Below are 26,174 nucleotides of genomic sequence, written 5' to 3'. Positions count from 1 at the left end.
GGCCGTACTGGCCGGGTGCCGTGCCCCACCCGGGCCGGGGGCGGGCATGGCGGGGGATTCAGGGCGCGGACGGTTCCAGGGGGGCGAGGACGAGCAGGGCCGTGCCCGCCTCCACCTGGTCGCCCGGGCGGGTGAGGACCTGGTGGACCATGCCGTCGACGGGTGCGGGGACGCGGGACTCCATCTTCATCGCCTCCAGCGCGAGCAACGGCTGCCCCGCCGTGACCCGGTCGCCCGGTGCCACGTTCAGCTGCCACACCGACGCGGCGAACTCGGCCTCGACCAGCCGGCCGCCCCGCGGGATCCGTATCTCGGCGGGCGGTGCCGGCGGTGCGGCCGCGGCCTCCGCCCGGGCGAACTCGCCCGCCGCCTCCCAGGCCTCCCGCTCGGCGGTGAACGCCTCGCCCTGCCGGGACCGGAAGTCCGCGATGGACTCGGCGTTCTCGGCGAGGAAGGTCTCGTAGGCGGCGAGCGAGAAGGTGCCCTCCTCGACACGCGGGACGAAGCGGCCGGAGACGATGTCCGCCCGCAGTTCGAGGAGTTCGTCGGCCTCGACCGGGTACCACTTGATCCGGTCGAAGAAGCGCAGCAGCCACGGCTTGCCGGGTTCGAAGGCGCCGCGCTGCTGCCAGGCCGACCACACCTGGGTCGTACGGCCCACGAACTGGTAGCCGCCGGGGCCCTCCATGCCGTAGACGCACAGGTAGGCGCCGCCGATGCCGACCGAGTTCTCGGCGGTCCAGGTGCGGGCCGGGTTGTACTTCGTGGTGACCAGCCGGTGGCGCGGGTCGAGCGGGGTGGCGACCGGGGCGCCGAGGTAGACGTCGCCGAGGCCGAGGACCAGGTACTCGGCGTCGAACACGGTGCGGTACACGTCGTCGACCGAGTCCAGGCCGTTGACGCGGCGGATGAACTCGATGTTCCACGGGCACCAGGGGGCGTCGTCGCGGACGCCGGCCATGTAGCGGGCGATGGCCTCGCGGGTGGCGGGGTCGTCCCAGGACAGCGGGAGATGGACGGTGCGGGAGGGGACGACGAGCCGGTCGGTCGGGGGCAGTGCGCGGACCGTGCGCCGTACGGCGTCCAGGAGTTCGCGCTGGGGGAGCCGGACGGGGTCCGTCCGGATCTGGAGCGAGCGGATGCCCGGCGTCAGGTCGGTGACGCCGTCGAGGCCGGCCGCCGCCACGGCCTCCATCAGCGCGTGCACCCGCATGCGCAGGGCGAGGTCGAGCTGCATGGGGCCGAACTCGACGAGCAGGTTGTCGTCGCCGCTGCGGCGGTAGGTGACGTCACCGTCCCGGGCGAGGATCCCGCCGTCGACGATCGGGGGCCGCTCGGTGCCGTCGTCGGCGAGCGGGGCGAAGCGCACGGTGTCGCCGGGGCGGAGCTGGCCGAGTTTCCAGCGCTCGGTGCTGACGACGGTCGCGGGGCAGACGAAGCCGCCGAGGGAGGGCCCGTCGGGGCCGAGGAGCACGGGCATGTCGCCGGTGTAGTCGACGGCGCCGACCGAGTAGGGGGTGTCGTGGATGTTGGAGGGGTGCAGACCGGCCTCGCCGCCGTCGGTGCGGGCCCAGCGGGGCTTGGGCCCGACGAGCCGTACGCCGGTGCGGGCCGAGTTGAAGTGGACCTTCCAGTCGGCGGCGTAGAAGTCGTGGATGTCGTCCTCGGTGAAGAACTCCGGTGCGGCGTGCGGTCCTTCGAGGGCGCCGACGCGCCACTCGGAGGTGAAACCGGGGCGTTCGGCGGGCGGCACGGGTGTTCCCCCGCCGGTGGCCGTGCCGCCGTGCAGGACGTCGCCGGTGCGCAGGGCGCGTCCCCCGTGGCCGCCGAAGCGGCCCAGGGTGAAGGTGGACGCGCTGCCGAGGAAGTCGGGCACGTCCAGGCCGCCGCCCGCGAACAGCACATAGGTGCGAAGTCCGTGCCCGGTGGGCGCTCCGACCTCCAGGACGGCCCCGGCGGGTACGGTCAGCGGCTCCCACTGGGCGACGGCGGACCCGTCGACGGTGACCGGGGCGGGAGCGCCCGTGACACAGACCGTCGTGGCGTGGGTGAACCTCAACGCCGGCCCCTGGAGCGTGCATTCGAGGCCCGGTACGCCCTCGGGGTTGCCGAGGGCGCGGTTGCCGAGCCGGAAGGAGAGGTCGTCCATCGGGCCGCACGGCGGGACCCCGACCTGCCAGTGGCCGGTGCGTCCTGGCCAGTCCTGGACGGTGGTGAGCGTGCCGCCGGAGACGACCTCGATGCGCGGGGTGGGGTCGCTCACCCGGGCCAGGGTGGCCGTGGAGTGGGCCGCCCGCCGGAAGGAGGGTTCGGCGAGCGCGGCGCGTACGAGGCCGAGGTTGGTCTCGATCCCGTCGACGCGGGTGGCGGCGAGGGCCCGGTCGAGGCGTTCCAGGGCCTCGGCCCGGTCGCTGCCGTGGGCGACGACCTTGGCGAGCATCGGGTCGTAGGAGGTGGTGACCTCGGTGCCGGTCTCGACCCAGCCGTCCACGCGGACGCCGGCGGGGAACGCGACCCGTGTCAGCAGGCCCGCGCTGGGGCGGTGGTCGCGGGAGGGGTCCTCGGCGTAGACGCGGGCCTCGACCGCGTGACCGCGGGGCGCCCCCGGCTCGCGGACGACCTCGGACTCGCCCCGGGCCAGACGCAGCATCCAGGCGACCAGGTCGACGCCGTAGATCTCCTCGGTGACCGGGTGCTCCACCTGGAGGCGGGTGTTGACCTCCAGGAAGTACGCCTCCTCGCGGGCGGCGTCGTAGACGAACTCGACGGTGCCGGCGGAGCGGTAGCCGACGGAGGCGCACAGCTCCCGGGCTGCGGAGGCCAGTCGTTCCCTGACGGCGGGGGGCAGGCCGGGGGCGGGTGCCTCCTCCAGGACCTTCTGGTTGCGGCGCTGGAGCGAGCAGTCGCGGTCGCCGAAGGTGACGACCCGGCCGTGGCCGTCGCCGAAGACCTGCACCTCGACGTGGCGGGCGTGTTCGACCAGGCGTTCCAGGAACACCCCGGCCGAGGAGAAGGAGGCGGCGGCGACGCGCTGCACCCGGTCCCAGGCCTCGGTGAGTTCGGCGGCGGACCGGCAGGCGGACATGCCGATGCCGCCGCCACCGCCGGTGGCCTTGAGCATGACGGGATAGCCGATGCGCCCTGCGGCCTCCAGCGCTTCGTGGAGGCCGGGGAGGAGCCCGGTGCCGGGGGCCAGCGGGACCCCGGCGGTCTCGGCCGCCGCCCTCGCGGTGTGCTTGGCGCCGAACAGCTCCAGCTGCTCCGGAGTCGGGCCGACGAACACGATCCCGGCGTCCTCGCAGCGGCGGGCGAAGGCCGCGTCCTCGGAGAGGAAGCCGTAGCCGGGGTGGATGGCCCCGGCCCCGGTGTCCTTGGCGGCCTTCAGGACCAGGTCGCCGTCGAGGTAGGACTCCTTGGCGGGGGCCGGGCCGAGCCGCACGGCCTCGTCGGCGAGGCGGACGTGGGGGGCCGCGCGGTCGGCGTCGGAGTACACGGCGACGGTGCGCAGGCCCAGTTCGCGGGCGGTGCGGATGATCCGGACGGCGATCTCGCCGCGGTTGGCGACCAGGAGCGTGTCGAAGCTCATGCGGGCTCCCCGATCGTCATCGCGACCGCGGTGGGCTCGAAGCCGTTGCACGGGTTGTTGATCTGGGGGCAGTTGGAGACCAGCACGATCACGTCGCGTTCGGCGCGCAGGGTCAGCTCCAGGCCCGGGGCGGAGATGCCGTCGACGATGCCGAGGGTGCCGTCCTGCTCGACGGGCACGTTCATGTACCAGTTGATGTTCGACACCAGGTCGCGCTTGCCGAGGCCGTACCGGGCGCCCTCGGCGAGGAAGTTGTCCACGCAGGCGTGCTGGGACCAGGTGTGGTGGCCGTAGCGCAGGGTGTTCGACTCCTTGGAGCAGGCGCCGCCGACCGTGTCGTGGCGGCCGACCTCGTCCGCGACGACGGTCATCAGCGGGGTGTGCTCGTTGGACATCAGCACGCTGCCGGTCGTCAGGAAGATGGTGCCCTGGGCCTGGACGGTGTCGGGGGCGCTGTAGCGGACGGCGGTGTCGGCGGCGTCGTAGACCAGGAAGTCGACGGCCTGGTTGCCGTGCAGGTCGGTGACGGTGAGCGTCTGGCCGGCGCGGACGACGGCGGACCAGGCGGCCCGGGCCGGGACGGTTGCGTGCGTCATGCGAGCCCCCTCGTGGCAAGGAATTCGGCGGTGTTCAGGAAGGCGCGGCGGCCCTCGGGGGTGGCGTCCCACAGCGGGTCGCCCGGCGCGGTGGCCCGGGCGCGCCAGGCCAGTACCTCCAGCGGGCCGCTGGTGTAGTCGGGGCGCGGGTCGGCCGGGTGGGGCACGTTGGCGATCAGCACGGTGAGGTCCAGTTCGGCGCGCAGGGTGACGGCGGCGCCGGGTCCGGCCGAGCCGGTGAAGTCCGGGGAGCCGTCCTCGCGTATCCGCACGCCCTGGAAGAAGGAGAGCGAGGGCGGCAGATCGCGGGGGCCGAGGCCGTTCTTGGCGGCGGCGAGCTTGAACAGCTCCCGCCCGGCCGGGGACGCCGACTGCGGGGTGCCGTCCCCGTAGCGCCCGGTGTTGCGTACGAGCGTGGAGGTGCCGCACAGGGCGTCGTGCCGCCCCGAGGTGTCGGCGACCACCGAGGCGAGGACGCGGCCCTGGTCGGACAGGAGCAGCCGGCCCTCGCCCAGATAGGCGTTCCACTGGACCTTGACGGTGTCGGCGACGTTCAGGCGCTCCCACGGCCGGTCCGCGACGTACAGCAGCAGATGCGCGCAGCCGTCGCCGGTGAGGTCGGTCAGGCGCAGTTCGGTGCCCCGGGCCAGGACCTTGTGGGTGTAGTTGCCGCCCGCCACGGTCTCGGCCCAGACGAGCGGGCCCGCCCCTGGCGGCGGGGCCGGCCAGTCGTCCGCGGGGACGACGGGCATGGCCTCGGCGCGGGTCCCCTGCTGGGCGCGGGCGTGATCGCGTGCTCCGTGGGTGGTCGCTGTCGCCATCGCGGGTCCTCCGGCTCCTCGGTCATTTCTGTCGCGCGACAGAAATTAGGGGCGGGGTGCGTCACGGCCGTGTCCCGTGTGTTGCCGCGTGGTTACCGGTCCCTCACCGTGGACGCGGCGGGGGCGGAGGGGGCCGTCGTGCCCGGTCGGGGCGCGGGGCGTGTGCGAGGATCGAACGCATGGGAACGGGTGGTGGACGCCGGGTCGGGCGGCCTCGGGCCGCGCAGCGGCCGGACAGCGGGCTGGAGCCGCGCGCCGAACTCCTCGACGCCGCCGCCGAGTTGTTCACCACGCGGGGATACGCGGCCACCACCACGCGGGCCGTCGCCGAACGCGCGGGCATGCGCCAGGCGTCGATGTACCACTACGTCACCGGCAAGGAGGAACTGCTCGCGGAACTCCTGGAGTCCACGGTCAGGCCCTCCCTCTCCTGTGCCCGGGAGCTCCTCGCCGACGACACGGCGCCCGCGGAGCGGCGGCTGTGGGTGCTGTGCCGCACCGACGTGGAGGTGCTCTGCGGGGGACCGCACAACCTCGGCGGCCTCTATCTGCTGCCCGAGGTGCGCACCGAACGCTTCGCCGGATTCCATGCCGTGCGGGCCGAACTCAAGGACACCTACCGTCAGTTGCTCGCCGCGACCGCGGCCGGCGGTGCGCTCGCCAAGAGTGAGCTCGAGCTGCGTACGGATCTGTTGTTCGGGCTGATCGAGGGGGTCATCCTCGTGCACCGCTCCGACCCGCAGCGCCCCGTGTCGGCGTTCGCCGAGGCCACGGCCGACGCGGCGCTGCGCATCGCCGGAATCTGAGGCCCCGGGCCTCCGTCGAGGCGCTCCCGTACGCCTGTTCACCATTACGCACCGTGTGCGAATGGGGGCACAGCGTGTAAATGAGGCTGAGGGTACTCCAGTCTTATGGGCGGTTTCAGGTGCTTGCTGAATATGACACAGCGATGATCCGGTCGGACTAAGCTCGCCCGCAGCGCACCGGGTTGGGATGTAATCGTGCGCTTGTTCCCAAAAGTTCCGAAGATCTGGTTTGACCCATGCCGATCCGTGCCGTTTCGCCCGCACATCTCCCCCACCCCCAGCCGACTTGTCTCAGAGGGCATACATGGTGAGTGTTCAATCGCCTCCCGGTGACAGTGAACTTCCCTACGCGCGCGTGCTGTTGCTGCCGGCCGTCCTGATGGCGGTCGCGACCGGCGCCGCCGTCGCCTCGGTGACGGAGCCGGCCCGGGTCGCGGTGGCCCTGTGCGGCGGCTTCGCCACGCTGCTGGTCATCGCGGTCGGCGGCGAGGCCGTCCGCCGCGGCCGCGTCGCCCGGGAACTGCGCGCCGACCTCGCGCGCCGCACCGCGTCCCTGGAGCGGCGCGTCGCCGCGCACGACCAGGAGACCGTGCGCTTCACCCGCGAGGTCCTGCCGTACGCGATCGACCGGCTGCACGACGGGGACTCGCCCTCGGAGGTCGTCCGCACCCTGGGGCGCGACACCCCCGGCTTCCACGAGATCCCGGCGGCCCAGAAGGACCTGCTGAAGAAGCTCCTCAAGATCATCGACACCGAGGAGTCGATGCGGGACGCGGCCCAGCGCTCCTTCGTCAACATCGCCCGGCGGGTCCAGGCCATCGTGCACCAGCAGAACAACGAACTGCGCGAGATGGAGGAGGATCACGGCCGCAACCCCGAGGTCTTCGACGACCTGCTGCGCATCGACCACGGCACCGCGCTGATCGGCCGGCTCGCCGACTCCATCGCCGTGCTCGGCGGCGGCCGTCCCGGACGCCAGTGGCCCGAGCCCGTACCGCTGTTCAGCGTCCTGCGCGGCGCGATGTCCCGCATCCTGGAGTACCGGCGCATCGAGCTGCACAACATCGTCGACATCGCCGTCGAGGGCGTCTCCGTCGAGCCGCTCATCCACGCCCTGGCCGAGCTCATGGACAACGCCACCCGGTACTCGCCGCCCCACACCAAGGTGCACGTCACCGCCATCGAGGTGCAGACCGGCATCGCCGTCGAGATCGAGGACGGCGGCGTCAGCCTCAGCGACGAGGCCCGCGGCAGGATCGAGGAGCTGCTCCGGCTGGCCGCGGAGGGCGTCGACCCCAACACCATGGGCCAGGCACCCCGCCTCGGCATGGCCGTCGTCGGACGACTGGCGCAGATGTACGGCATGCAGGTCTCGCTGCGGCAGTCCGCCTACGGCGGTGTCCGCGCCGTCCTCGTCGCCCCGCACTCCATGCTCACCACCGACTTCGCCCCCGGTCTCGCGCACGGCGTCGGGGCCTCCTCCGTGGCCGGCATCGACAACGGCGGTGTCGAGGGCCCCGCGCGCAAGCCCAAGAAGCGCAAGCCCACCACCGGCCCCCGCATCCCCTCCTCCGGCGCCGACCCGCGCGAGGACGACGTCCCGGTCGTCACGGAATGGACCCCGAACGGTCTTCCCCAGCGCCGCAGCCGGATGAAGGTCCCGCTCAGCCGGCGCTACGCCGAGGCGCGCGCCGAGCAGGAGGCGGCCGAGTCCGCCGCGACCGCCGTCGCCTGGGAGGCCGAACCCGCGCCGAAGGAGAAGGAGCCCGAACCCGGGCTGTGGGTCGAGGCGTTCATGAACGGGCTCAAGGGCGACCCGGACCCGACCGCGTTCAGCACGGACAACCAGCCGGCCCCTGCCGAGGCCGACGACGAGGGGGACCTCAAGTGATCCAGCAGCGAGCGAACTTCGACTGGATGCTCAAGGAACTCGCCGACGGAGTGCCGGGCATCCAGCAGATCGTGGTGCTCTCCGCCGACGGGCTGCGCATCGCCCGCTACGGCGGCGACCCGGACGCCGCCGACCGGGTGGCCGCCGCCTGCGCGGGCCTGCAGAGCCTCGCGGGCGCCGTCGCGGGCGAGATCCCGAGGAGCGACGGCCGGATGCGGATGGTCATCATCGAGATCGACGGCGGCTACTTCTACCTGATGTCGGCGGGACCCAACGCCTACCTCGCCGTGCTCGCCAACCAGACCGCGGAGCCCGGACTGATGAGCAACCGCATGCGCGACCTCGTCGTCCGCATCGGCGCCCATCTCACCAGTCCTCCGCGCCGCAACGGGCAGACCGTATGAGTCCTCCGCAACGACGGCGGCGCCAGCCCAGGGAGCGGCCCCCGGAACCCCCCGCACCCCCGCCTCCCCCCGTGGACCCGGAAGGCCCCGAGGGGGAGGCGGGCCCGGCCCGGCCCGGGAACCCCGAGCGCCTCTACGTCCTCACGGGCGGCGCCGAGGGCGGCGAGCGGGCCGAGGTCGACCTCGTCACCCTGGTCGTCGCCCGGGACGCCACACCCCCGCCCGGCATCCAGCCCGAACAGTCGGCGCTGCTGCGGCTGTGCGCGACCCCCCTGTCCGTGGCCGAGATCTCGGCCTATCTCCATCTGCCGTTCAGCGTGGTGACCGTCCTGCTCACCGAGCTGCTGGCGGCCGAACTGGTGCGGGCGCGCGCCCCGATCGTCCGTCAGGCGCTCCCCGACCGTTCCCTCCTCGAAGCGGTGATGCATGGACTTCAAAGGCTCTGACACCGTCACGGGTCCTCGCGCCGAGGACCACCTCCCGCACACCGCGCGGGCGGCGGTCAAGATCGTGATCGTGGGCGGCTTCGGCGTCGGCAAGACGACCATGGTGGGCTCCGTCAGCGAGATCAGACCGCTGACGACCGAGGAGACCATGACGCAGGCCGGCATCGGCGTCGACGACGACTACGGCTCCGAGACCAAGACGGCCACCACCGTCGCCATGGACTTCGGCCGGATCTCCCTGACCGACCAGCTCGTCCTCTACCTGTTCGGCACTCCGGGCCAGGAACGCTTCTGGTTCCTGTGGAACGGCCTGTTCGAGGGAGCGCTCGGCGCCGTCGTCCTGATCGACACCCGCCGGCTGGAGGTCAGCTTCGACGTCATCGGACGCCTGGAGGAGCGCGGGGTCCCGTTCGTCGTCGCGATCAACGACTTCCCGGACGCCCCCCGGTACCCCGTCGAGGACCTGAGGGCCGCGCTCGATCTGCCCGAGGAGATCCCGATCGTGCGCTGCGACGCCCGCCGCAGGGCGTCGAGCCGGGACACCCTGATGACCCTGATGCGGTTCCTCCATTCCCTCGCGATGACGTCGGCGCACCGCTGAACGCCGTACGGTGAAAGTGGCATCCGTACGCCAACTGCCCATCCATAGAACGTATTTGAGCTTCGGAGCGATCATTGTGACGACCGAATCCCATACCCCCACAGGTACGGAAGAACCCGCGTTCGGCCCCCCGCCGGGCTGCCCCGCACACGCCGCAGGACCCGGCGTCGGACCGGGCGGACTGCGCCGTCTGTACGGGCCCGAGGCCGAGGACCTGGGCGCGCTGTACGAGAAGCTGCGCGCCGAGCACGGCCCCGTCGCCCCCGTGCTGCTGCACAACGACGTCCCGATCTGGGTGGTCCTCGGCCACGCCGAGAACCTGCACATGGTCAGCACCCCCGCGCACTACGCCCGCGACAGCCGGCTGTGGACCGCCGTCCAGGACGGGACGGCGGGCGCCGACCACCCGCTCGCGCCCCACATCGCCTGGCAGCCCATCTGCTCCCACGCCGAGGGCGACGAGCACCTGCGCCTGCGCGGCGCCGTCACCGGCGCCATGTCCACCATCGACTTCCGCAGCCTGCGGCGCTACATCAACCGCGCCACCCAGCGCCTGGTCAACGCGTTCTGCCCGCTCGGCAAGGCCGACCTGGTCGGACAGTTCGCCGAGCATCTGCCGATGTCCGTGCTCTGCGAGATCATCGGCATGCCCGAGGACTACAACGACCGCATGGTGCACGCCACCCGCGACCTGCTCAAAGGCACCGACACCGCCATCGCGAGCAACGAGTACGTGATGAGCCTGCTGACCCAGCACACCCTGCGGCGCCGGGCCGAACCCGACGACGACTTCACCACCCATCTCATCAACCACCCGGCCCGGCTCACCGACGACGAGGTCGCCCAGCACCTGCGGCTCGTCCTCCTCGCCGCCTACGAGGCCACCGCCAACCTCATCGCCAACGTGCTGCGCATGCTGCTCACCGACCCGCGCTTCCGCGCCCAGCTCAACGGCGGGCAGATGACCGTGCCCGAGGCGGTCGAGCAGTCGCTGTGGAACGAGCCGCCCTTCAGCGCCGTCCTCGGCTACTTCGCCAAGCAGGACACGGAGCTGGGCGGCCAGCGCATCCGCAAGGGCGACGGGCTGCTGTTCGGCATCGCGCCCGGCAATGTCGACCCCCGCATCCGGCCCGACCTCGCCGCGAGCATGCAGGGCAACCGTTCCCACCTCGCCTTCGGCGGCGGCCCGCACGAGTGCCCGGGACAGGACATCGGCCGCGCCATCGCCGACGTCGGCGTCGACGCCCTGCTGCTCAGGCTGCCGGACGTCGAACTCGACTGCGACGAGAGCGACCTGCGCTGGCGCAGCACCATGTCCTCGCGCCACCTCGTCGACCTGCCCGTGCGGTTCGAGCCCAAGCCGACCCAGGACGTCATGCAGCGGCCGTCCGTGCGCGCGCTGCCCTCCCAGCGGGCCCCCTGGCAGGTGACCACCGAGGACACGGCCCCCGCCGCACCCGCGGTCCCCGCGTCCGCACCCGCCGTTCCCACAACCGGGCCGGCCGCCCCCGAACCGGCAGGACCCGCCGGGCGCCCGGGCGCCTGGCAGCGCCTGCTGCGCTGGTGGCGCGGCTACTGATCCACTCTGCGGCCGGACCGCCGCCCCGGGCACGGACCTCACGCGCCCGGGGCGGCGGCGGTCCGTGCGCCCCGGGCCCGCGGCGGTCCGTGCTCCGCGCGCCCGGTGGCGGGCCTACGGCTGTCCGGCTTCCCCGGCCGACCAGGTCGCGTACGAGGTCCACGCCTCCAGGGTTCGCCCGCTCGCGAACCGGTGGGCCCGGCCGGTGAGCGGATCGGTGAACTCCAGTGTCCGCGCCAGCAGTTGCAGCGGACGCCGGAAGTCGCCGGGCGGCACCGGACCGGTCACCACCGGGTAGAGCGGGTCGCCCAGGATGGGCACGCCCAGCGTGTTCATGTGCACCCGCAGCTGATGGGTCTGCCCGGTCCGCGGGATCAGCCGGTAGCGGGCCAACCCGTCCCGGAACTCGGCCAGTTCGACCTCGGTGACCGCGTTCGGCTCGCCCGCCACCTCCCGCGCGGCCATCACCCCGCGCTCCTTCAGGATGCGGCTGCGGGCCGTGCGCGGGAGGGCGAGCCCGGGGTCGTACGGTGCCACGGCCTCGTACTCCTTGCCGATCAGCCTGTCGCGGAACAGCGCCTGGTACGCGCCGCGTTCCCCGGGCCGCACGGTGAACAGGACGAGTCCCGCGGTCAGCCGGTCGAGGCGGTGCGCCGCGCCCAGTTCCGGCAGGCCGAGGTCACGGCGCAGCCGGGCCAGCGCCGTCTCGGCGACGTGGCTGCCGCGCGGTGTGGTGGCCAGGAAGTGCGGCTTGTCGGCGACGACGATGTGGTCGTCCCGGTACACCACCTCCAGTGGGAACGGCACCGGCTCCTCGTCGGGCAGTTCTCGGTGGAACCACAGGAACATCCCCGGTTCGTAGGCGGCTTCGGCGGTCAGCGGCCGGCCGCCCTCGCCGACGATCAGCCCCTCGCCGATCATCGCGTCGATCACACCGTCGCCCGCCGCGAGCCGGTCCACCAGGTACGCCCGCGCGGTGGCCCAGCTCCCCTCCGGCGGCAGCTTGATCCGCACGGGGTCGACCCCGTGGCGCTGGGGGAGGGGAGTGGGCGGGATCCGGGGCTTGCGTCGCACCGGTCAAGCGTACGAGGCCTCGGCCGCCTCCGGTGTCCGCGCCTTCGCCGCCCGGGCCGCGAACGCCCGGTACCCCGCGCCCACCGCCAGCGTCACCCCGAGGAACAGCAGGGTGAACCAGCGGAAGTACCAGTGTCCGCCCGCCGGGTCGTACACCGCGGCGCGCGGCCAGGCCAGGTTGACCGTCATGAACAGCCCGTAGAGGAGGGCGAGCGCGTTGACGGGGACACCCCAGCGGCCCAGCGAGAAGAGCGGGGCGCCCGTCTCGTCGGTGCCCTGCGCGGTGAAGCCCCCGCGCAGCCGGCGCACCAGCAGCGGACCGGTGACCATCGCGTAGGCGAGGTACAGCATCACGATGCAGGTGGTGCCGATCGCCAGGAACGCGTCCGGGGAGGCGAAGTTCAGCAGCAGCAGGGCCGCCGCGAGGACACCGACGACCACGGCGGGGGCACCCGGCATACCGGTGCGCGGGTCGACCTTCGCGAGCCGGGCGGAGAAGGGGAGCCGGCCGTCGCGGGCCATGGAGAACAGCATCCGGCCGGCGGCGGTCTGGATCGCCAGTGTCGCCACCGCGACGGCCACCACCACGTCGGCGAGCAGCGCCCGGCCGACCCCGTCGCCGAGGCTGCTGGTCAGGACGTAGCCCAGTCCGTCGACGCCGAGACGGCCGTCGGTCAGGCTCGGGGCGGCGAGTAGGCCGCCCAGCACGATCAGCCCGCCGAGCAGGCCCGCGGCGCCGAGCGCGGTGAGGATCGTCCGGGGCGCGGTGCGCCTCGGGTGATGGGTCTCCTCGCTCATCTCCCCGGCGCTGTCGAAGCCGATCATCACGTAGGCGGCCATGAACGAGCCCACCATCAGCGCCCCGAACAGGCCGCCGGTGCCGGCGCCGGTGTGGAACGTGATGCCGGGGGAGCGCTCGGAGTGGGTGAACAGCAGCACGATGATCAGGACGGCGCCGATGATCTCGGCGGTGACGCCGATCCGGTTGACCGCGGACATCACCCGGTTGTCGAGGACGTTCACCAGCGTGGTCAGGACGAGCAGGACGACGCCGAGCACGGCCGCGTTCGCCGCGCCGTCGGGGCTGGTGGGGGACGGGTCGTCGCCGATCAGCTGGAAGCCGGACCAGATCGCGGGCAGGACCATCTGCAGCGCCAGGGCAGCCGCCGCGACCACCACGATCTGTCCGATCACCATGATCCAGCCGGCGAACCAGCCGAAGGAGGGGTTCGACAGTCGCGAGGACCACTGGTAGATCGCGCCGGAGATCGGGTAGCGGGCGGCGAGTTCCGCGAAGCAGGCGGCGACCGCCAACTGGCCCGCGAACACGGCCGGCCAGGTCCAGAAGAAGACCGGGCCGCCGAACGCGTACCCGAAGGCGAAGAACTGGAAGACGGTGGTGAGGACCGAGATGAAGGAGAACCCGGCGGCGAACGAGGCGTACCGGCCGAGGCTGCGGTGCAGTTCCTGGCGGTAGCCGAACTCGGTCAGTGAGGCGTCGTCCGGGGACGCGGGCGGGTCGGGGCGTACGTCGGAGGGGGCGGTGGTGGTCACGGCGGCACCTGCCTTCGGCGCGAAGGGCGAACGGATTCCTGTCGGGTGACAGAAATTAGGGAGACCCTGTTTCGCCCGCGTGTCGCGGCCGTGTCGGCGACGGGCCCAATTCCTCACGTGCCCGCGGCCCGCGCAAACGCCGGGAGGCGGACCCGCGTTGCGGGTCCGCCTCCGGATACGGCGGGGGAGTGGCCGATGTCTAGGGCGTGTTGCGAAAGTCGCGGCAGGCGGGACTTTCGCAACACGTCCTAGGCCGGGGCCTCCTGTTCGGCCTCCACCTTGGCGTTCCACTCGCGCTTCGAGGCCTGCCAGCCGTCCTCGTTGTGGCCCAGCCGCCAGTAGCCGGAGATGGACAGGTCCTCGCGCGGGACCTGGAGCTCGACCCGCAGCAGCGCGCGCAGCTCCTTCACGAAGCCGGCCTCGCCGTGCACGAACGCGTGCATCCGGCCCTCGGGGAACTCCAGCGCCCGTACGGCCTCCACCAGGGCGGCGCCGACGGGCCGGTCGCCGCGGTGCAGCCAGACGATCTCCGCGTCGGAGTCGATCTTCTGCTCCTCCTCGGGCCCGGAGACCTCGACGAAGGCGCGGACCGTGGCCGCGTCGGGCAGCGACTCCAGCGCGGCGGCGATCGCCGGCAGCGCGCTCTCGTCACCGGCGAGCAGATGCCAGTCGGCACTCGTGTCGGGCGCGTACGCGCCGCCGGGTCCCATGAAACGGACGACCTCGCCCGGCTGCGCCCGAAGGGCCCACGGCCCGGCGAGTCCCTCGTCCCCGTGCACCACGAAGTCCAGGGACAGCTCGAGCGTCTCGGGGTCCCAGGCGCGCACGGTGTAGGTCCGGGTCACCGGCCACTGCTCGCGCGGGAACTCCTCGCGGATGCGCTCCAGGTCGAAGGGCTCGGGATAGGTGAGGCCCGGGGGGCCGAAGAGCAGCTTCACATAGTGGTCGGTTCTGCCGCTCGTGGCGAAGTCCGCGAGGGTGTCGCCGCCCAGCACCACCCGCTGCATGTGGGGGGTCAGCCGCTCGGTCCGCACGACCTTCGCGGAGTGGGGCTTCCGGGGCTTGCGTTCCGGGCGCTCTGCCATGACTGCCTCCTGTTCACATGCTTAGGCTTACCTAAGTTAGCACCTCTTCCGATGCGGTAACCATGCATGAACCGGTATCGGTCATGTCAGAAGTGTTCACCTAAGCCTGCAGTGTGGTGAGCAGACGGTGCAGCGAGCCGCCCAGACCCCAGCGCGCCGCCAGCTCGTCCAGTGCCGCGGGGTGGCGCGCGGCGTGCGGCAGCGAGGTGTCCACCTCGGGGAGCGGAACGTCCCCCGCCACCTTGACGACCGTCGGCGCCACCGCGATGTACGGGCGGGACTCGTCGAGCCGCTTGCGCTGCGAGGGCGTCAGCTTCGCCTTGGGGTCGTCGACGGCGGCCATGATCCCGGCCAGGTCGCCGAACTCGGCGAGGAGCTTGGAGGCCGTCTTCTCCCCGATGCCGGGCACCCCGGGCAGTCCGTCGCTCGGGTCGCCGCGCAGCAGCGCCAGATCCGCGTACCCCGGACCGTCGACGCCGTACTTCTCACGCAGCCAGGCCTCGTCGGTGAGCTGCAGGGTGCCGACGCCCTTGAGCGGGTACAGCACGCGCACCCCCCGCCCGTCGTCCACGAGCTGGTACAGGTCGCGGTCGCCGGTGACGATGTCGACGGGGCCCGCGGCGCGTCCGGTGAACGTACCGATCACGTCGTCCGCCTCGTACCCCTCGACCCCCACGCGGGCGATGCCCAGGGCGTCCAGGACCTCCTCGATGACCGGCACCTGCGGCGAGAGCGTGTCCGGCACCTCCTCCTCGTCCGGACCCGTCTCGGTCTCCACGGCGACCCGGTGCGCCTTGTACGACGGGATCAGGTCCACCCGCCACTGCGGGCGCCAGTCCGCGTCCATGCAGGCCACGAGGTCGTCCGGGCGATGGTCCTTGACCAGGCGGTCGATGAACTCCAGCAGTCCGCGCACCGCGTTCACGGGGGTGCCGTCCGGGGCCTTCACCGACTCCGGGACGCCGAAGTAGGCGCGGAAGTACAGCGAGGCGGTGTCGAGAAGCATGAGGCGGCGCGTCGGGGGAGTCACGCTCCGCATCATGCCGTACGCCACCGACAGTGACCTGGACCACTCCCGTGTTTGCTCCGTGTGAGCCCGGGCAGGCGCGGCCACTGAACGAACTCGGTTGTGTATTCAACGTACTCGACCGTCATCGGCAGCCCGGAACACGGAGATCCACCGTTCGGCGTGTTCCCTGCCACGACGAGAGGCACCTGTGTCATCCAGGCTTGAGGCCGACCATCTGTACAAGGTGTTCGGAAGACGATCGCAAGTGGCCGTGGAACGGCTCCGCCAGGGGGCCGACCGCGAGGAACTGCGCGCCGACGGCACCACCGCCGCCGTGATCGACGCGTCCTTCACCGTGGAACCGGGGCAGATATTCGTCGTCATGGGCCTGTCCGGATCCGGCAAGTCCACGCTCCTGCGCATGCTCAACGGACTGCTCGAGCCCACCGCGGGACACGTGCGCTTCGACGGCCAGGACCTCACCGCGCTCAGCGCCCGCGAACTGCGCGAGGTCCGCTCCAGGAAGATCAGCATGGTCTTCCAGCACTTCGCGCTGTTCCCGCACCGCAGCGTGCTGGACAACGCCGCCTACGGCCTGGAGGTCCAGGGCGTACCGGCCGCCGAACGCCGCGAGCGGGCGGCCACGGCCCTGGAACTGGCCGGACTCGCCGGCTGGGAGAAGTCCTGGCCCGACGAACTCTCCGGCGGCATGCAGCAGCGCGTGGGGCTCGCCCGCGCGCTCGCCACCGACGCCGACCTGCTGCTCATGGACGAGTCGTTCAGCGCGCTCGACCCGCTGATCCGCCGGGACATGCAGGACCAGCTCATCGAGCTCCAGAAGAAGCTCGCGAAGACCATCGTCTTCATCACCCACGACCTCAACGAGGCGATGCGCCTCGGCGACCGCATCGCCGTCATGCGCGACGGCCGCATCGTGCAGACCGGCTCGGCCGAGGACATCCTCGTGCGGCCCGCCGACGACTACGTCGCCTCCTTCACCCAGGACGTCGACCGCTCGCGGGTGCTGACCGCCGCCGCGGTCATGGACACCGACCTGCGCGGTGACGAGGCCGACTGCGCCTGCGAGACCGCAACCCCCGACACCCCGTTCGTGGACCTGTGCGCGATGAGCGCCCGCCTCGCGCACCCGGTCGCGGTCCTCGACGAGCGGCACACCCTCGTCGGCGTCGTCCCCAGACAGCGGCTGGTCGGCTTCCTCGGCGACGAGCGGGGCGCCCCCGGGCCGTGTCCCGGCGGACGGGACAAGGGGGTGAAGGCCCATGCCTAGGATCCCCTTCGGCGACGGCGTCAACGCGGCCGTCGACTGGCTGCTGCACCACATGGGGTGGCTCTTCGACCTCCTCAAGACCGTCTTCACCGGCACCTACGACGCCATCGACGCGGTCCTCCAGGCCCCCGAGCCGCTGCTCCTCGCCGGCATTCTCGCCGTCGTCGCCTTCTGGCTGCGCGGCACCGTCGCCGGCGTCCTCACCTTCGCCGGATTCGCCTTCATCGACTCCCTCGGCCTGTGGGAGGACGCGATGGTGACCCTCTCCCTGGTCCTCGTCGCGACCCTCATCGCGCTCGTCGTGTCGGTGCCCGTGGGCATCTGGGCCGCCCGCTCCGACCGGGTGAGCGCCGTCGTCCGGCCCGTCCTCGACTTCATGCAGACGCTGCCGGCGATGATCTACCTGATCCCGGCGATCCTGTTCTTCGGCACCGGCGCCTCCGCCGGCATCGTCGCCACCCTGATCTTCGCGCTGGCCCCCGGGGTCCGCATGACCGAGCTGGGCATCCGCCAGGTCGACGCGGAACTGGTCGAGGCCGCCGAGGCGTTCGGCACCACCCCGCGCGCCACCCTGCTGCGCATCCAGCTGCCGCTCGCCCTGCCCACCGTGATGGCGGGCGTGAACCAGGTCATCATGCTGGGCCTGTCGATGGCCGCCATCGCCGGCATGGTCGGCACCGGCGGCCTCGGCGGAGACGTCAACGAGGCCATCGGCCAGCTGGACGTGGGCCTCGGCTCGGAGGCCGGCGTCGCCATCGTCATCCTCGCGATCTACCTCGACCGCATGACCGGCGCGCTCGGCACCCAGGTCTCCCCGCTCGGCCGCCGCGCCGCCGCCCGGGCCCGCGCCGCCGAGGGCCTGCGGATCTGGTCCTACCGGCCCCGCCCCGCCGTCGCCCTCGTGGGAGTCGTCGTCCTCGCGCTCGTCGCCGGCGGCATGGGCGTCTTCGGCGGCCCGGCCACGCCCGCCACCGCGGCCGACGGCAAGGACGTCGGCCAGGGCCGGAAGATCACCATCGGCTACATCCCCTGGGACGAGGGCGTCGCCTCCACCTTCCTCTGGAAGGAGATCCTGGAGCGGCGCGGATACCAGGTGGAGGCCCGGCAGTTCGACGCCGGCCCGCTCTACACCTCCCTGGCCCAGGGTGACGTCGACTTCGAGACCGACTCCTGGCTGCCGACCACCCACGCCGAGTACTGGAAGAAGTACGGCAAGCAGCTCGACGATCTGGGCTCCTGGTACGGCCCGACGTCCCTGGAGCTGTCGGTGCCCGCCTATATGAAGGGCGTCGACTCCCTCGACGACCTCAAGGGGAAGGCCGGGACGTTCGACGGCAGGATCACCGGGATCGAGTCCAGCGCCGGCATGATGGGCCTGCTCAAGAGCAAGGTGCTCAAGGCGTACGGACTTGACGGGGAGTACAAGGTCGTCGACAGCTCCACGCCCGCGATGCTGGCCGAGCTGAAGCGCGCGTACGCGAAGAAGGAGCCGATCGTCGTCACCCTCTGGTCCCCGCACTGGGCCTACAGCGACTACGACCTGAAGAAGCTCAAGGACCCCAAGGGCGCCTGGGGCAAGGGCGACGGGGTGCACACCCTCTCCCGCAAGGGCTTCGCCCAGGACGACCCGGTCGTCGGGAAGTGGCTGAAGGACTTCAGGCTGACCGAGAAGCAGCTCACCGGTCTCGAAGCCGAGATCAACAAGGCCGGCAAGGGGAAGCAGCAGGACGCGGTGCGCTCCTGGCTGGACAAGAACCCCTCGCTCATCGGCGAACTGGCCCCCGTCAAGGGCTAGGTTCCCCGTACCTGGCAGGCAGCACCTCCCGCACGGCCCCGCTCCGGTCGGCGGCCGGCGGGAGGCGGGCCGTCCCGTCCGCACGGGGCGGTCCGCGGTTCACTCCGAGGGGTGGTCCTCGGCGCATGGTCCCCTTGACCCGCGCCGCGAGGACCACCCCTCCGCCGCGTTCCCCGGCCGGTCCGCACGTGCGGGCGATCGTGGGTGGGGCCGCGTACTGACGTACGAGAGAGATCCGGACAACCGTGCCGGGCCGGACGACCGGGCCCTTCCGGAGGGGGCCGGTCCGTGGCAGGGTTCGTGGATCCGCCGTGGTGGACCTCCCCGGGCGGCGTCCGGATGCCCCGCCGCACATCAGCACCGTACGCACGGGCGGCCCCCGACACCCTGCCCGGCGTGCGCCCCGGCAGTGACCCGAAGCGCCAACTGTGCGCCGGTGAAGCGGACTTCAGGACTCTGCCGAACCGCCTGACGGCGGCCCGCCCCCGTGATCGGCCCTTTCGCCCCGTCCGAGGGGGCGGCGGCGCCGGGCGCGCGACGGCTCGCGCGGTGGCGCGAACTGTAACCCTCACACTCCCTCGAAGTGACAGCGATGTGACGGGTCCATGAAACGGTTTGCCGAACATGCGTAGGGTGCAAACAACTCAACAGAAGCGGCGGGCCGGAAAACCGGGCGGCTCGCGGACCGACGACGCGAGGGAGGGAGCCGGAGCGATGGGCGACCACAAAGAACAGCCCCTTCGGGTGGGCGCGGCCGTACGGCGGCGGCGCCGGGCACTGCGGCTCACGCTCGCGGCCGTCGCCGAACGCAGCGGTCTGTCGGTGCCCTTTCTCAGCCAGGTGGAGAACGAGCGGGCGCGGCCCAGCAGAAGCTCCCTGGAGCGGGTCGCCGACGCCCTCGGCACCACGGCCGCCGACCTGCTCGCCGCCGCCGACCCGGCGTGCAGCGTCGACGTCGTGCGCGCCGACGCCGGGGAGGAGTTCACCCCCGGCTCCCACGCACGCCCGCTCGTGCGCGGCCACCACCAGCTGCACGCCACCGAGTTCACCGGCGACCACGAAGAGGAACGCGAACTCCAGCACCGCAACGACAAGTTGATGTACGTCGCCGACGGCGGGGTCGAGGTCGAGGCGGAGGGGCGCGCCCATCGGCTGGGCCGCGGCGACACCATGTATCTGACGGGCGGTGTCCGGCACCGCTGGCGCGCCACCGTCCCGGACACCCGGGTGGTCGTCGTCGAGGTCGCCCACCACATCGACGCGGTGGAGGACCCGCACACCTTCGGCCGGCGCTAGCGGGGCGGCGGGCGCCGCGCGCATCGGCCGGGGCGATGTCACGTGCGGCCGATGACGGGCACGCGCGACCCGTGACGGGCACGCGCCGCCGGTAACAGGCACGCGCCCCCCCGTGACGGGCGCGTGCGCGGCCGGCGCGAGAGGATGGCGGGACACGGGACGGCGCTGGAGAGGCGGGCAGACATGCGGGTGGTGTCGCTCGTCCCCTCGCTGACGGAGGCCGTGGCCGTGTCGGTGCCCGGCGTCCTGGCCGGCGCGACCGACTGGTGCAGCCACCCGGCCGGCCTGGACGTCACCCGGATCGGCGGCACCAAGAACCCCGACGTCGACGCCGTCGTACGGCTCGCGCCCGATCTCGTCGTCGCCAACGAGGAGGAGAACCGGGAGCCGGACCTGGCCGCCCTGCGGGACGCGGGGATCGAGGTCCTGGTCACCGAGGTGCGGGACGTACCGGGGGCGATCCGCGAACTGGACCGGGTGCTCGCCGCCTGCGGGGCGCGGGGCAGGCCGCGCTGGCTGGACGAGGCGGAGGCGGCATGGGCCGCGCCCGCAGATCCCGACCGCCGCAGGACCGCGGTCGTGCCGGTCTGGCGGCGGCCCTGGATGGTGCTGGGCCGGGACACCTTCGCGGGGGACGTCCTGGCCAGGCTGGGCGTCGACAACGCCTACGCCCGCCACGAGGACCGCTACCCCCGAGTCCCCGTGGACGAGCTGAACGCGGCGGGCGCCGACCTCGTGGTGCTCCCCGACGAGCCGTACCGCTTCACCCCCGACGACGGACCCGAGGCCTTCCCTGGCACGCCCTGTGCCCTGGTCGACGGCCGACTGCTGACCTGGTACGGACCCTCACTGGCCGAGGCCCCGGGGCGGCTCGCCGAGGCGCTGCGGGCGGCACACCGCTGAGACGCCTCCGGACACCGGTCCGCCGTGAGCAGGGGCGGCCGGTCACGGCGGGGTCCTTCGAAAAGCCGGTTGCCGGGAGCGGGCCGGGTCGGACACCATCCACGCCATGACCACACGAAAGGGCGGCACGCCCTCCGGCCGTTGACCGGCTCGTGGTGGGGGCCTGACGGCGACGCCGTCGGCGACGGACCCACCCTCCTCGACCACGCGCGATCCCTGCGCGAACTCCACGGTCCCGGCCCCTGGCCCCGGGCCGGCGATCCGCTCCCCGACGCCCGTCCGGGCGGCAGGCGGCCCGTCTTCGTCGGCGGCGGTGAGGACGCCCTGCTGCGCGCCTCCCCGGACGCCGACGGCCCTCCGCCTCCGACCGGCGCCGAACTCGCCGACCGGCTCGAACATCTGCTGTCTGCGACACCGTCCGCACCCGGCCGCGGCCTCGTGGGCCTCCACGATCTCCTCGTCACGTGCTCGCCGATCGACGTCGCCGACGACCTCGGCACGGAGGTCCGCCGCCGGGGCCTGCCGTCCGACGGCCTGCGCCGCCTCGGCCGCCGGCTGGCGGAGCACGGCACGCACCGGGCCCCGGTCAAGATCGGCCTGGTGCTCCTCGGGCTCGGCGGAGACGTCCGGGACCGGGAACTGCTGCTCCTGCTGGGAACTTTGGACGAACTCACGCTCTACGCGGCCGTCGCGCTCCACCGCTCCCAGCCCGATCCGGACCCGGCCGTGCACGCGCTCGCGCGCGGGGTCGCCGGCTGGGGACGCATCCAGGCGGTCCGGCTCCTGCGCGACACCACCGATCCCCGGATCAAGGAGTGGCTGCTGCGCGAGGGCTTCCGCAACACGATCATGGACGAGTACCTCGCCCACCTCGCCGCGACCACCGGCGACCTGCGGGGCGCACTGGGCCGCCCCGACGTGGACGGGGCCCTCCTCGACGGCGCCGGGGGCATCCTCGCCACGATGGCCGTGGGCCAGGGGGGACCCGCGCCGGGCCTGGCCGACTACGCGCACGCCGTTCCCGTACTGCGCCGCTACGCCCAGCTGATCCAGGACCGGACGCCCGGCGTCGCCCGGCTGCGCGACCTGATCGGCATCACCCTGTTCCTCCGCCACCCGCCCCCGGAACTGCGCTGGCCCTCCTGCGACCTCGAGGACCTGACGGCGCGGTACGAGGGACTGCTGAGCGAACCCCGGTGGCCCGCGCTCGTGCTGGAGCACCTCGCCGATCCCCTGCGCACCGACTTCCACCTCGCCCTGCACCCCGCTCGCGTCCTGGGCCTGGACGCGACGGCCCAGGTCCTCGCACGTCTGGAGACCGGACCGTCGCTGCTCGAACCCACCTGGGCGCACGCGCTCCGCGGCGCCGGGGGCCCGCACACCGCTCATGTGCTCGGCCTGGCCCGACGGCGTCTCGAAGTCGCCCCCGAGCCCGAACGCGAGGGTGCCCGCCTGCTGTTCCCGCACCTCTTGCGGGAACAGCCCTGACAACGGAAGGCTCCGGGTCCCCTCAGGACCCGGGGAGCGCCGATGGTGCCGCGCCCTCCGGACCCCGGGGAGGAAGCCCGGGACGACCGCCTGCGCGGGCCGGCGTCAGCGCGGCGCCGCGAGCAGCCTGCCGGTGACGAGGCCGTGGGCCGTCCGGACCGCGGCCACCGACCAGGCGGCGACCAGCAGCGCGTACAGGGCGACGGCGAGCACCTCGAAGGAGACCAGCCCGGTGTGGCGGGCCAGACCCTCGGCACCGGTCACACAGGTGCCCACGGGGAAGGTGAACGCCCACCAGGTCATCGCGAAGCCCATGCCCTGGCGGCGGGCCCGTACGACCATCGCGACGGCCAGCGCGAGCCACAGCAGCGCGAAGCCGAGCACGGGCACCCCGTAGAGGACGGCCAGGAGCGCGAAACCCTGGTCGTAGGGCGCGGGCACCACACCGGGGGCGGCGTCCGCGAACTTGCCCACCGCGGTCGTCGACTGGCCCAGCGGGCCGAGCACGAGGAACAGCGTCGGCGTGAGCGCGAGGGGCAGCGGACCCCCGGTGACGAGCCGCGCGAAGATCATCGGCAGCATCACGAAGGTGGCGACCAGGCTGATCCCGAACATCGCGACACACGCGAGGAGCAGGGTCTCCCGGGGCTGTCCCGCCGACAGATGGGGCACGAGGAGCGGGCCGACGGCGGCCGACACCATGGGGGCGACGATCGGCAGCAGCCACACGGGCGACGCCTGCCCCGGCTCGATGCGGTGCCGTACGACCATGAGGTACGGGACGGCCACCGCGGCGGCCAGTCCGATCACCGTTCCGGCGGTGAACAGGACGGTGTCCACGGCGAGCGCCGCGGGCAGGCCGATCCAGTCCCGGCCGACCAGCAGGGTGCCACCGCCCACCGCGAGCAGCGCCATCGAAAGGCAGCCGTAGAAGGGGGCCATGGCCGGGTCGAGGAGGTGGGCGCGGGCCTGGTCGCGGTGGTACGCCCAGTGCAGAACCCGGGCCGCGAGCAGCGACACCAGCAGGGCGGACGACAGGGCCCACACGACGGTGCACACGGTGCGCAGGCCCGGCACGTGGCCGGGGAGCCCGGCTCCCGCCGTCGCCACGATGGCGGTACCCATCACGGAGGCGTACCAGTTCGGGCCGAGATGCCGGACGGCGGCGAGCGCGCGGTTGCCCGGGACACGGGGGGTCTTCGTGCCGGGGACGGTTTCCGCCTGATGGGCGGACAGGGGATGGGCTGCGGTGACCATGTCACCAAGATCGCGCCGCTGGGGGTTCCCCACCAGGGAGTCCCCGCCTATGACGACATAAGCTGGGTTTATGAGCAGCAGTGCTGAGGACCGGCCCGGCGTCGGGATCGCGCACCGGGTGCCCGATCTGGGCGCGCTGGAACTGCTGCTTGCGGTCGCGCGCCTCGGCAGTCTCGGACGGGCCGCACGGGAGCTGGGGATCACGCAGCCGGCGGCCAGCAGCCGGATCCGTTCCATGGAGCGGCAGCTCGGGGTGGCGCTCGTCGACCGTTCGCCGCGCGGGTCCCGGCTCACCCGCGAGGGGGCGCTGGTCACGGACTGGGCCCGGCGGGTGGTGGACGCGGCCGAGGCGTTCGACGCCGGGGCGCAGGCCCTGCGCGACCGGCGCGACTCCCGGCTGCGGGTGGCCGCGAGCATGACCATCGCCGAGTATCTGCTGCCGGGCTGGCTGATCGCGCTGCGCGCGCAGCGTCCCGACACCGCCGTGTCGCTGCTCGCCGGGAACTCCGCGGCCGTCGCCGAGAGGCTGCTGACCGGTGAGGCGGACCTCGGGTTCGTGGAGGGGCTGTCGGTGCCCTCCGGTCTCGACGCCGCCGTCATCGCGCACGACCGGCTGATCGTGGTGACGGCGCCCGGGCATCCCTGGGCGCGTCGCCGTGCGCCGCTGGCGGCGGCGGAGCTGGCGGCGACGCCGCTGATCCTGCGGGAGGAGGGGTCGGGGACCCGGCAGGTCCTCGACTCCGCGCTCGGGGGGCTCGCGCGGCCGTTGATCGAGCTGTCCTCGACCACGGCGGTGAAGGCGTCCGCCGTGAGCGGGGCGGGGCCCGCCGTGCTCAGTGAGCTCGCGCTCGGCGAGGAGTTGTCCGCCCACCGGCTGGTGGGTATCCCGCTGGCCGATGTGCGGCTGACCCGTGCCCTGCGGGCCGTCTGGCCGACGGGGCACCGGCCGACGGGGCCGGCCCGCGACCTGCTGTCGCTGACGCGGGGGGCTTGAGCGGACGGCGGTTGTCTCGCCCCCTCCGCCCCGACCCGTCCCGTCCCCGGGGGCGCCGCCCCCGGACCCCCGCTCCTCAAACGACGGAGGGGCTGATTCCCGGCCCGTCCGGCGATCGAGGACGAGGAACCACTGTGCGGGCCCCGTCCGGACCCGACCGGTCAGGATGCCGCGCTGACCAGGCCCCGCATCACCCTCACGTCCTCGCCCATCTCCGGGTGCCACTGGACTCCCAGGACCCAGGCGGGGCCGGGGAGTTCGACCGCCTCGACCGTGCCGTCCACCGCGTGCGCGCCGACCGTGAGGCCGTCCCCGAGGCGGTCCACCGCCTGGTGGTGGTACGTCGGCACGGCGCACGGCTCCGGTACGAGACCGGCGTACCGCGTGCCCGCGACGGGGATCACCTCGTGGAGCCCGACGACGCCGGTGTCCTCCACGTGCCCCTCCAGGTGCTGGACGAGCGTGCCGCCGAGGGCCACGTTCAGCAGCTGGTGGCCGCGGCAGATGCCGAGCAGCGGGGTGCCCGAGTCCAACGCGGCCCGGATCAGCGCGAGTTCCCAGGCGTCGCGCGCGGGGGCGGGCGGTCCCGTACGCGGGGAGCGCTCGGCGCCGTACCGGGCGGGGTCGACGTCGGGACCGCCCGCGACCACCACCGCGTCGAGCCGGGCGACGGTCTCGCGCGCCAGGGCGGGATCGTCCGGAGGCAGCATCATCGCGAGCCCGCCCGCCCGCTGCACGAGCCGCGGATAACCGGCCGGCAGCAGCGCGGCCTCCAGGTTCCACACGCCCCAGCGCGTCCCGGCCTCCAGATACGTACTCACACCGACCAGCGGCCTGCCCACGCGCTCCTCCTCGGATCTCCACGACGGCGTCAATGGAAAGCTCTCATACCTTTGCGGACGGGGAAGCGGAACGGGTATCCCGGCGGCGGACGGCGACGGCCCCGCGCCGCACCCCGCTCACGCCAGGAAGCCCCGCAGCAGCGCCGCCGTACCCGCGCAGTGCTCCCGCATGATCTCCCGCGCCCCGTCCGCGTCCCCGTCGAGGACCGCCCCGACCAGGGCGGTGTGCTGGCGCTGCGAGTGCTCCAGGTTGCGGACCAGCAGCGGGATGCAGTCGAGGAGGTCGTTGACGCCGGCCCGGACGGCCGCGTACCGGGCGGTCAGGGAAGGGGAGCCGCACAGCTCGGCGAGCGTGAGGTGGAACAGGGTGTCCAGGCGCCGGTAGTCGGCGAGCGGGGCGTCGTTCGTCCGTTCCAGGGCCGCCCGCAGCCGGGCGCCCTGCTCCGCGTCGAGCCCGTGCGTCGCGCACAGCCCGGCCGCGCCGACCTCCAGGACCTCGCGGAACCGCAGCACGTCCTCGATGTCGACCGCGGCGACCCGGCGGCGCAGCTCGTGCTCGCCCGGTGTGTCGGTGCGCGCCAGCACGAACGTGCCGCCGTAGCGTCCGCGCCGGGACTCGATCAGCCCCTGGTCCTGGAGCACCTTCAGGACCTCGCGCAGCGTCACCCGGCTGATGCCGAGCCGTTCCGCCAACTCCCGCTCCGCGGGCAGCCGTTCGCCACCGGGTACGAGACCGAGCCGGACGATCTGGAGGATCTGCTCCAATGCCTCCTCGAAGCCGTTGCCCGCCCGCACCGGCCGCAGCACCGGCGTCAGCCGGTCGTCCGTCCCGCGTCCGGGTTCCGCCCGCGTCATCAGG

General features: G+C 73.0%; 21 protein-coding genes and 1 pseudogene. 12 read left to right on the top strand and 10 right to left on the bottom strand.

The features are described 5' to 3' along the window. Positions 1-58: 58 nt before the first annotated feature. The 3 genes from IO36_RS41465 to IO36_RS41455 are packed head-to-tail and all read right to left on the bottom strand — an operon-like array spanning position 59 to position 5,003. Positions 59-3,586, bottom strand: coding sequence for a 5-oxoprolinase/urea amidolyase family protein (locus IO36_RS41465; RefSeq protein WP_037628423.1), 3,528 nt, complete (start codon positions 3,584-3,586; stop codon positions 59-61). Further along, the gene (locus IO36_RS41460) at positions 3,583-4,182 is read right to left on the bottom strand and encodes an urea amidolyase associated protein UAAP2 (RefSeq protein WP_037628421.1); all 600 of its coding nucleotides are present in this window, start codon (positions 4,180-4,182) and stop codon (positions 3,583-3,585) included. The genes IO36_RS41465 and IO36_RS41460 overlap by 4 nt, the downstream gene beginning before the upstream one ends. After that, a complete protein-coding gene (locus IO36_RS41455) occupies positions 4,179-5,003 on the bottom strand; it encodes an urea amidolyase associated protein UAAP1 (RefSeq protein ID WP_037628419.1) in 825 nt (274 codons plus the stop codon). The genes IO36_RS41460 and IO36_RS41455 overlap by 4 nt, the downstream gene beginning before the upstream one ends. A gap of 179 nt (positions 5,004-5,182) precedes the next feature. Between IO36_RS41455 and IO36_RS41450 the strand changes: the two genes are divergently transcribed. From IO36_RS41450 to IO36_RS41425, 6 genes are all read left to right on the top strand, one after another. After that, positions 5,183-5,809, top strand: a complete 627-nt coding sequence (locus IO36_RS41450; RefSeq protein WP_037628417.1) for a TetR/AcrR family transcriptional regulator — start codon at positions 5,183-5,185, stop codon at positions 5,807-5,809. 304 nt (positions 5,810-6,113) lie between these two features. After that, complete coding sequence (locus IO36_RS41445; RefSeq protein ID WP_037628415.1) at positions 6,114-7,700, top strand: sensor histidine kinase; 1,587 nt, start codon at positions 6,114-6,116, stop codon at positions 7,698-7,700. Further along, positions 7,697-8,104: a roadblock/LC7 domain-containing protein gene (locus IO36_RS41440; protein WP_037628413.1), complete on the top strand. Its 408-nt coding sequence runs from the start codon at positions 7,697-7,699 to the stop codon at positions 8,102-8,104. The genes IO36_RS41445 and IO36_RS41440 overlap by 4 nt, the downstream gene beginning before the upstream one ends. Then, the gene (locus IO36_RS41435) at positions 8,101-8,550 is read left to right on the top strand and encodes a DUF742 domain-containing protein (protein WP_037628411.1); all 450 of its coding nucleotides are present in this window, start codon (positions 8,101-8,103) and stop codon (positions 8,548-8,550) included. Before IO36_RS41440 ends, IO36_RS41435 begins: the two co-directional genes overlap by 4 nt. Next, positions 8,531-9,151 carry a GTP-binding protein gene (locus IO36_RS41430; RefSeq protein ID WP_037628410.1) on the top strand — a complete coding sequence of 207 codons (621 nt, stop codon included), beginning with the start codon at positions 8,531-8,533 and terminating at the stop codon, positions 9,149-9,151. The genes IO36_RS41435 and IO36_RS41430 overlap by 20 nt, the downstream gene beginning before the upstream one ends. A 76-nt stretch (positions 9,152-9,227) precedes the next feature. Next, complete coding sequence (locus tag IO36_RS41425) at positions 9,228-10,730, top strand: cytochrome P450 (RefSeq protein WP_037628408.1); 1,503 nt, start codon at positions 9,228-9,230, stop codon at positions 10,728-10,730. Positions 10,731-10,844: 114 nt separating this feature from the next. Here IO36_RS41425 and IO36_RS41420 read toward each other — a convergent pair whose 3' ends face one another. The 4 genes from IO36_RS41420 to IO36_RS41405 all read right to left on the bottom strand — a co-directional run bounded on the left by IO36_RS41420 (position 10,845) and on the right by IO36_RS41405 (position 15,482). Next, complete coding sequence (locus IO36_RS41420; protein ID WP_037628406.1) at positions 10,845-11,804, bottom strand: RluA family pseudouridine synthase; 960 nt, start codon at positions 11,802-11,804, stop codon at positions 10,845-10,847. A 3-nt stretch (positions 11,805-11,807) separates the two neighbouring features. Next, positions 11,808-13,358 carry an amino acid permease gene (locus IO36_RS41415; RefSeq protein ID WP_037628404.1) on the bottom strand — a complete coding sequence of 517 codons (1,551 nt, stop codon included), beginning with the start codon at positions 13,356-13,358 and terminating at the stop codon, positions 11,808-11,810. A 248-nt stretch (positions 13,359-13,606) separates the two neighbouring features. Beyond that, positions 13,607-14,443, bottom strand: a complete 837-nt coding sequence (locus IO36_RS41410; protein ID WP_037628402.1) for a siderophore-interacting protein — start codon at positions 14,441-14,443, stop codon at positions 13,607-13,609. Between the two features lie 100 nt (positions 14,444-14,543). Then, on the bottom strand, positions 14,544-15,482 hold the full coding sequence (locus tag IO36_RS41405; protein ID WP_245173675.1) for a 5'-3' exonuclease: 939 nt from the start codon (positions 15,480-15,482) through the stop codon (positions 14,544-14,546). Positions 15,483-15,660: 178 nt separating this feature from the next. On the opposite strand from IO36_RS41405, the gene IO36_RS41400 reads away from it, so the two are divergent. The 5 genes and pseudogenes from IO36_RS41400 (at position 15,661) to IO36_RS43605 (ending at position 22,222) form a co-directional block, all read left to right on the top strand. After that, positions 15,661-16,740 carry a quaternary amine ABC transporter ATP-binding protein gene (locus IO36_RS41400; RefSeq protein ID WP_037628397.1) on the top strand — a complete coding sequence of 360 codons (1,080 nt, stop codon included), beginning with the start codon at positions 15,661-15,663 and terminating at the stop codon, positions 16,738-16,740. Next, positions 16,733-18,529 (top strand): annotated as a pseudogene (locus IO36_RS41395) (ABC transporter permease/substrate binding protein); the annotation flags it as partial. The gene IO36_RS41400 and the pseudogene IO36_RS41395, both read left to right, overlap by 8 nt. Before the next feature lie 720 nt (positions 18,530-19,249). Next, positions 19,250-19,831 (top strand): helix-turn-helix domain-containing protein, encoded by a 582-nt coding sequence (locus IO36_RS41390; RefSeq protein WP_037628395.1) that lies wholly within the window; start codon positions 19,250-19,252, stop codon positions 19,829-19,831. A gap of 183 nt (positions 19,832-20,014) precedes the next feature. Next, positions 20,015-20,734, top strand: a complete 720-nt coding sequence (locus IO36_RS41385) for a helical backbone metal receptor (RefSeq protein WP_037628393.1) — start codon at positions 20,015-20,017, stop codon at positions 20,732-20,734. Between the two features lie 141 nt (positions 20,735-20,875). Further along, the gene (locus IO36_RS43605) at positions 20,876-22,222 is read left to right on the top strand and encodes a hypothetical protein (protein ID WP_051901333.1); all 1,347 of its coding nucleotides are present in this window, start codon (positions 20,876-20,878) and stop codon (positions 22,220-22,222) included. 105 nt (positions 22,223-22,327) lie between these two features. Here the strand turns inward: IO36_RS43605 and IO36_RS41375 are convergent, their stop codons facing one another. Then, entirely contained in the window at positions 22,328-23,479 is a 1,152-nt protein-coding gene (locus tag IO36_RS41375) for a TDT family transporter (protein WP_037628391.1), read from the bottom strand. A gap of 70 nt (positions 23,480-23,549) precedes the next feature. Here IO36_RS41375 and IO36_RS41370 point away from each other — a divergent pair, with 70 nt between their 5' ends. Continuing rightward, positions 23,550-24,473, top strand: coding sequence for a LysR family transcriptional regulator (locus tag IO36_RS41370; protein WP_037628388.1), 924 nt, complete (start codon positions 23,550-23,552; stop codon positions 24,471-24,473). Positions 24,474-24,634: 161 nt separating this feature from the next. Here the strand turns inward: IO36_RS41370 and IO36_RS41365 are convergent, their stop codons facing one another. Both IO36_RS41365 and IO36_RS41360 read right to left on the bottom strand, forming a co-directional pair. Further along, entirely contained in the window at positions 24,635-25,315 is a 681-nt protein-coding gene (locus IO36_RS41365) for a gamma-glutamyl-gamma-aminobutyrate hydrolase family protein (RefSeq protein ID WP_037628386.1), read from the bottom strand. A 117-nt stretch (positions 25,316-25,432) separates the two neighbouring features. After that, a complete protein-coding gene (locus IO36_RS41360; protein WP_037628385.1) occupies positions 25,433-26,170 on the bottom strand; it encodes a FadR/GntR family transcriptional regulator in 738 nt (245 codons plus the stop codon). Positions 26,171-26,174: the final 4 nt, after the last annotated feature.

The organism is Streptomyces aureus (genome assembly GCF_000725495.1).
Classification (GTDB): Bacteria; Actinomycetota; Actinomycetes; order Streptomycetales; family Streptomycetaceae; genus Streptomyces; species Streptomyces aureus_B.
The sequence above is the reverse complement of the archived record's forward strand: the minus strand, read 5'-3'. Positions and strand labels throughout refer to the sequence as shown.

What these genes read in the sequence shown, in the direction of transcription:
- IO36_RS41450 (WP_037628417.1), top strand. Translation starts at nt 5,183, where the DNA reads ATGGGAACGGGTGGTGGACGCCGGGTCGGGCGGCCTCGGGCCGCGCAG.
- IO36_RS41410 (WP_037628402.1), bottom strand. Translation starts at nt 14,443, where the DNA reads ATGGCAGAGCGCCCGGAACGCAAGCCCCGGAAGCCCCACTCCGCGAAG.
- IO36_RS41460 (WP_037628421.1), bottom strand. Translation starts at nt 4,182, where the DNA reads ATGACGCACGCAACCGTCCCGGCCCGGGCCGCCTGGTCCGCCGTCGTC.
- IO36_RS41375 (WP_037628391.1), bottom strand. Translation starts at nt 23,479, where the DNA reads ATGGTCACCGCAGCCCATCCCCTGTCCGCCCATCAGGCGGAAACCGTC.
- IO36_RS41405 (WP_245173675.1), bottom strand. Translation starts at nt 15,482, where the DNA reads ATGCGGAGCGTGACTCCCCCGACGCGCCGCCTCATGCTTCTCGACACC.
- IO36_RS41430 (WP_037628410.1), top strand. Translation starts at nt 8,531, where the DNA reads ATGGACTTCAAAGGCTCTGACACCGTCACGGGTCCTCGCGCCGAGGAC.
- IO36_RS41360 (WP_037628385.1), bottom strand. Translation starts at nt 26,170, where the DNA reads ATGACGCGGGCGGAACCCGGACGCGGGACGGACGACCGGCTGACGCCG.
- IO36_RS41435 (WP_037628411.1), top strand. Translation starts at nt 8,101, where the DNA reads ATGAGTCCTCCGCAACGACGGCGGCGCCAGCCCAGGGAGCGGCCCCCG.
- IO36_RS41370 (WP_037628388.1), top strand. Translation starts at nt 23,550, where the DNA reads ATGAGCAGCAGTGCTGAGGACCGGCCCGGCGTCGGGATCGCGCACCGG.
- IO36_RS41390 (WP_037628395.1), top strand. Translation starts at nt 19,250, where the DNA reads ATGGGCGACCACAAAGAACAGCCCCTTCGGGTGGGCGCGGCCGTACGG.
- IO36_RS41385 (WP_037628393.1), top strand. Translation starts at nt 20,015, where the DNA reads ATGCGGGTGGTGTCGCTCGTCCCCTCGCTGACGGAGGCCGTGGCCGTG.
- IO36_RS41465 (WP_037628423.1), bottom strand. Translation starts at nt 3,586, where the DNA reads ATGAGCTTCGACACGCTCCTGGTCGCCAACCGCGGCGAGATCGCCGTC.
- IO36_RS41445 (WP_037628415.1), top strand. Translation starts at nt 6,114, where the DNA reads ATGGTGAGTGTTCAATCGCCTCCCGGTGACAGTGAACTTCCCTACGCG.
- IO36_RS41455 (WP_037628419.1), bottom strand. Translation starts at nt 5,003, where the DNA reads ATGGCGACAGCGACCACCCACGGAGCACGCGATCACGCCCGCGCCCAG.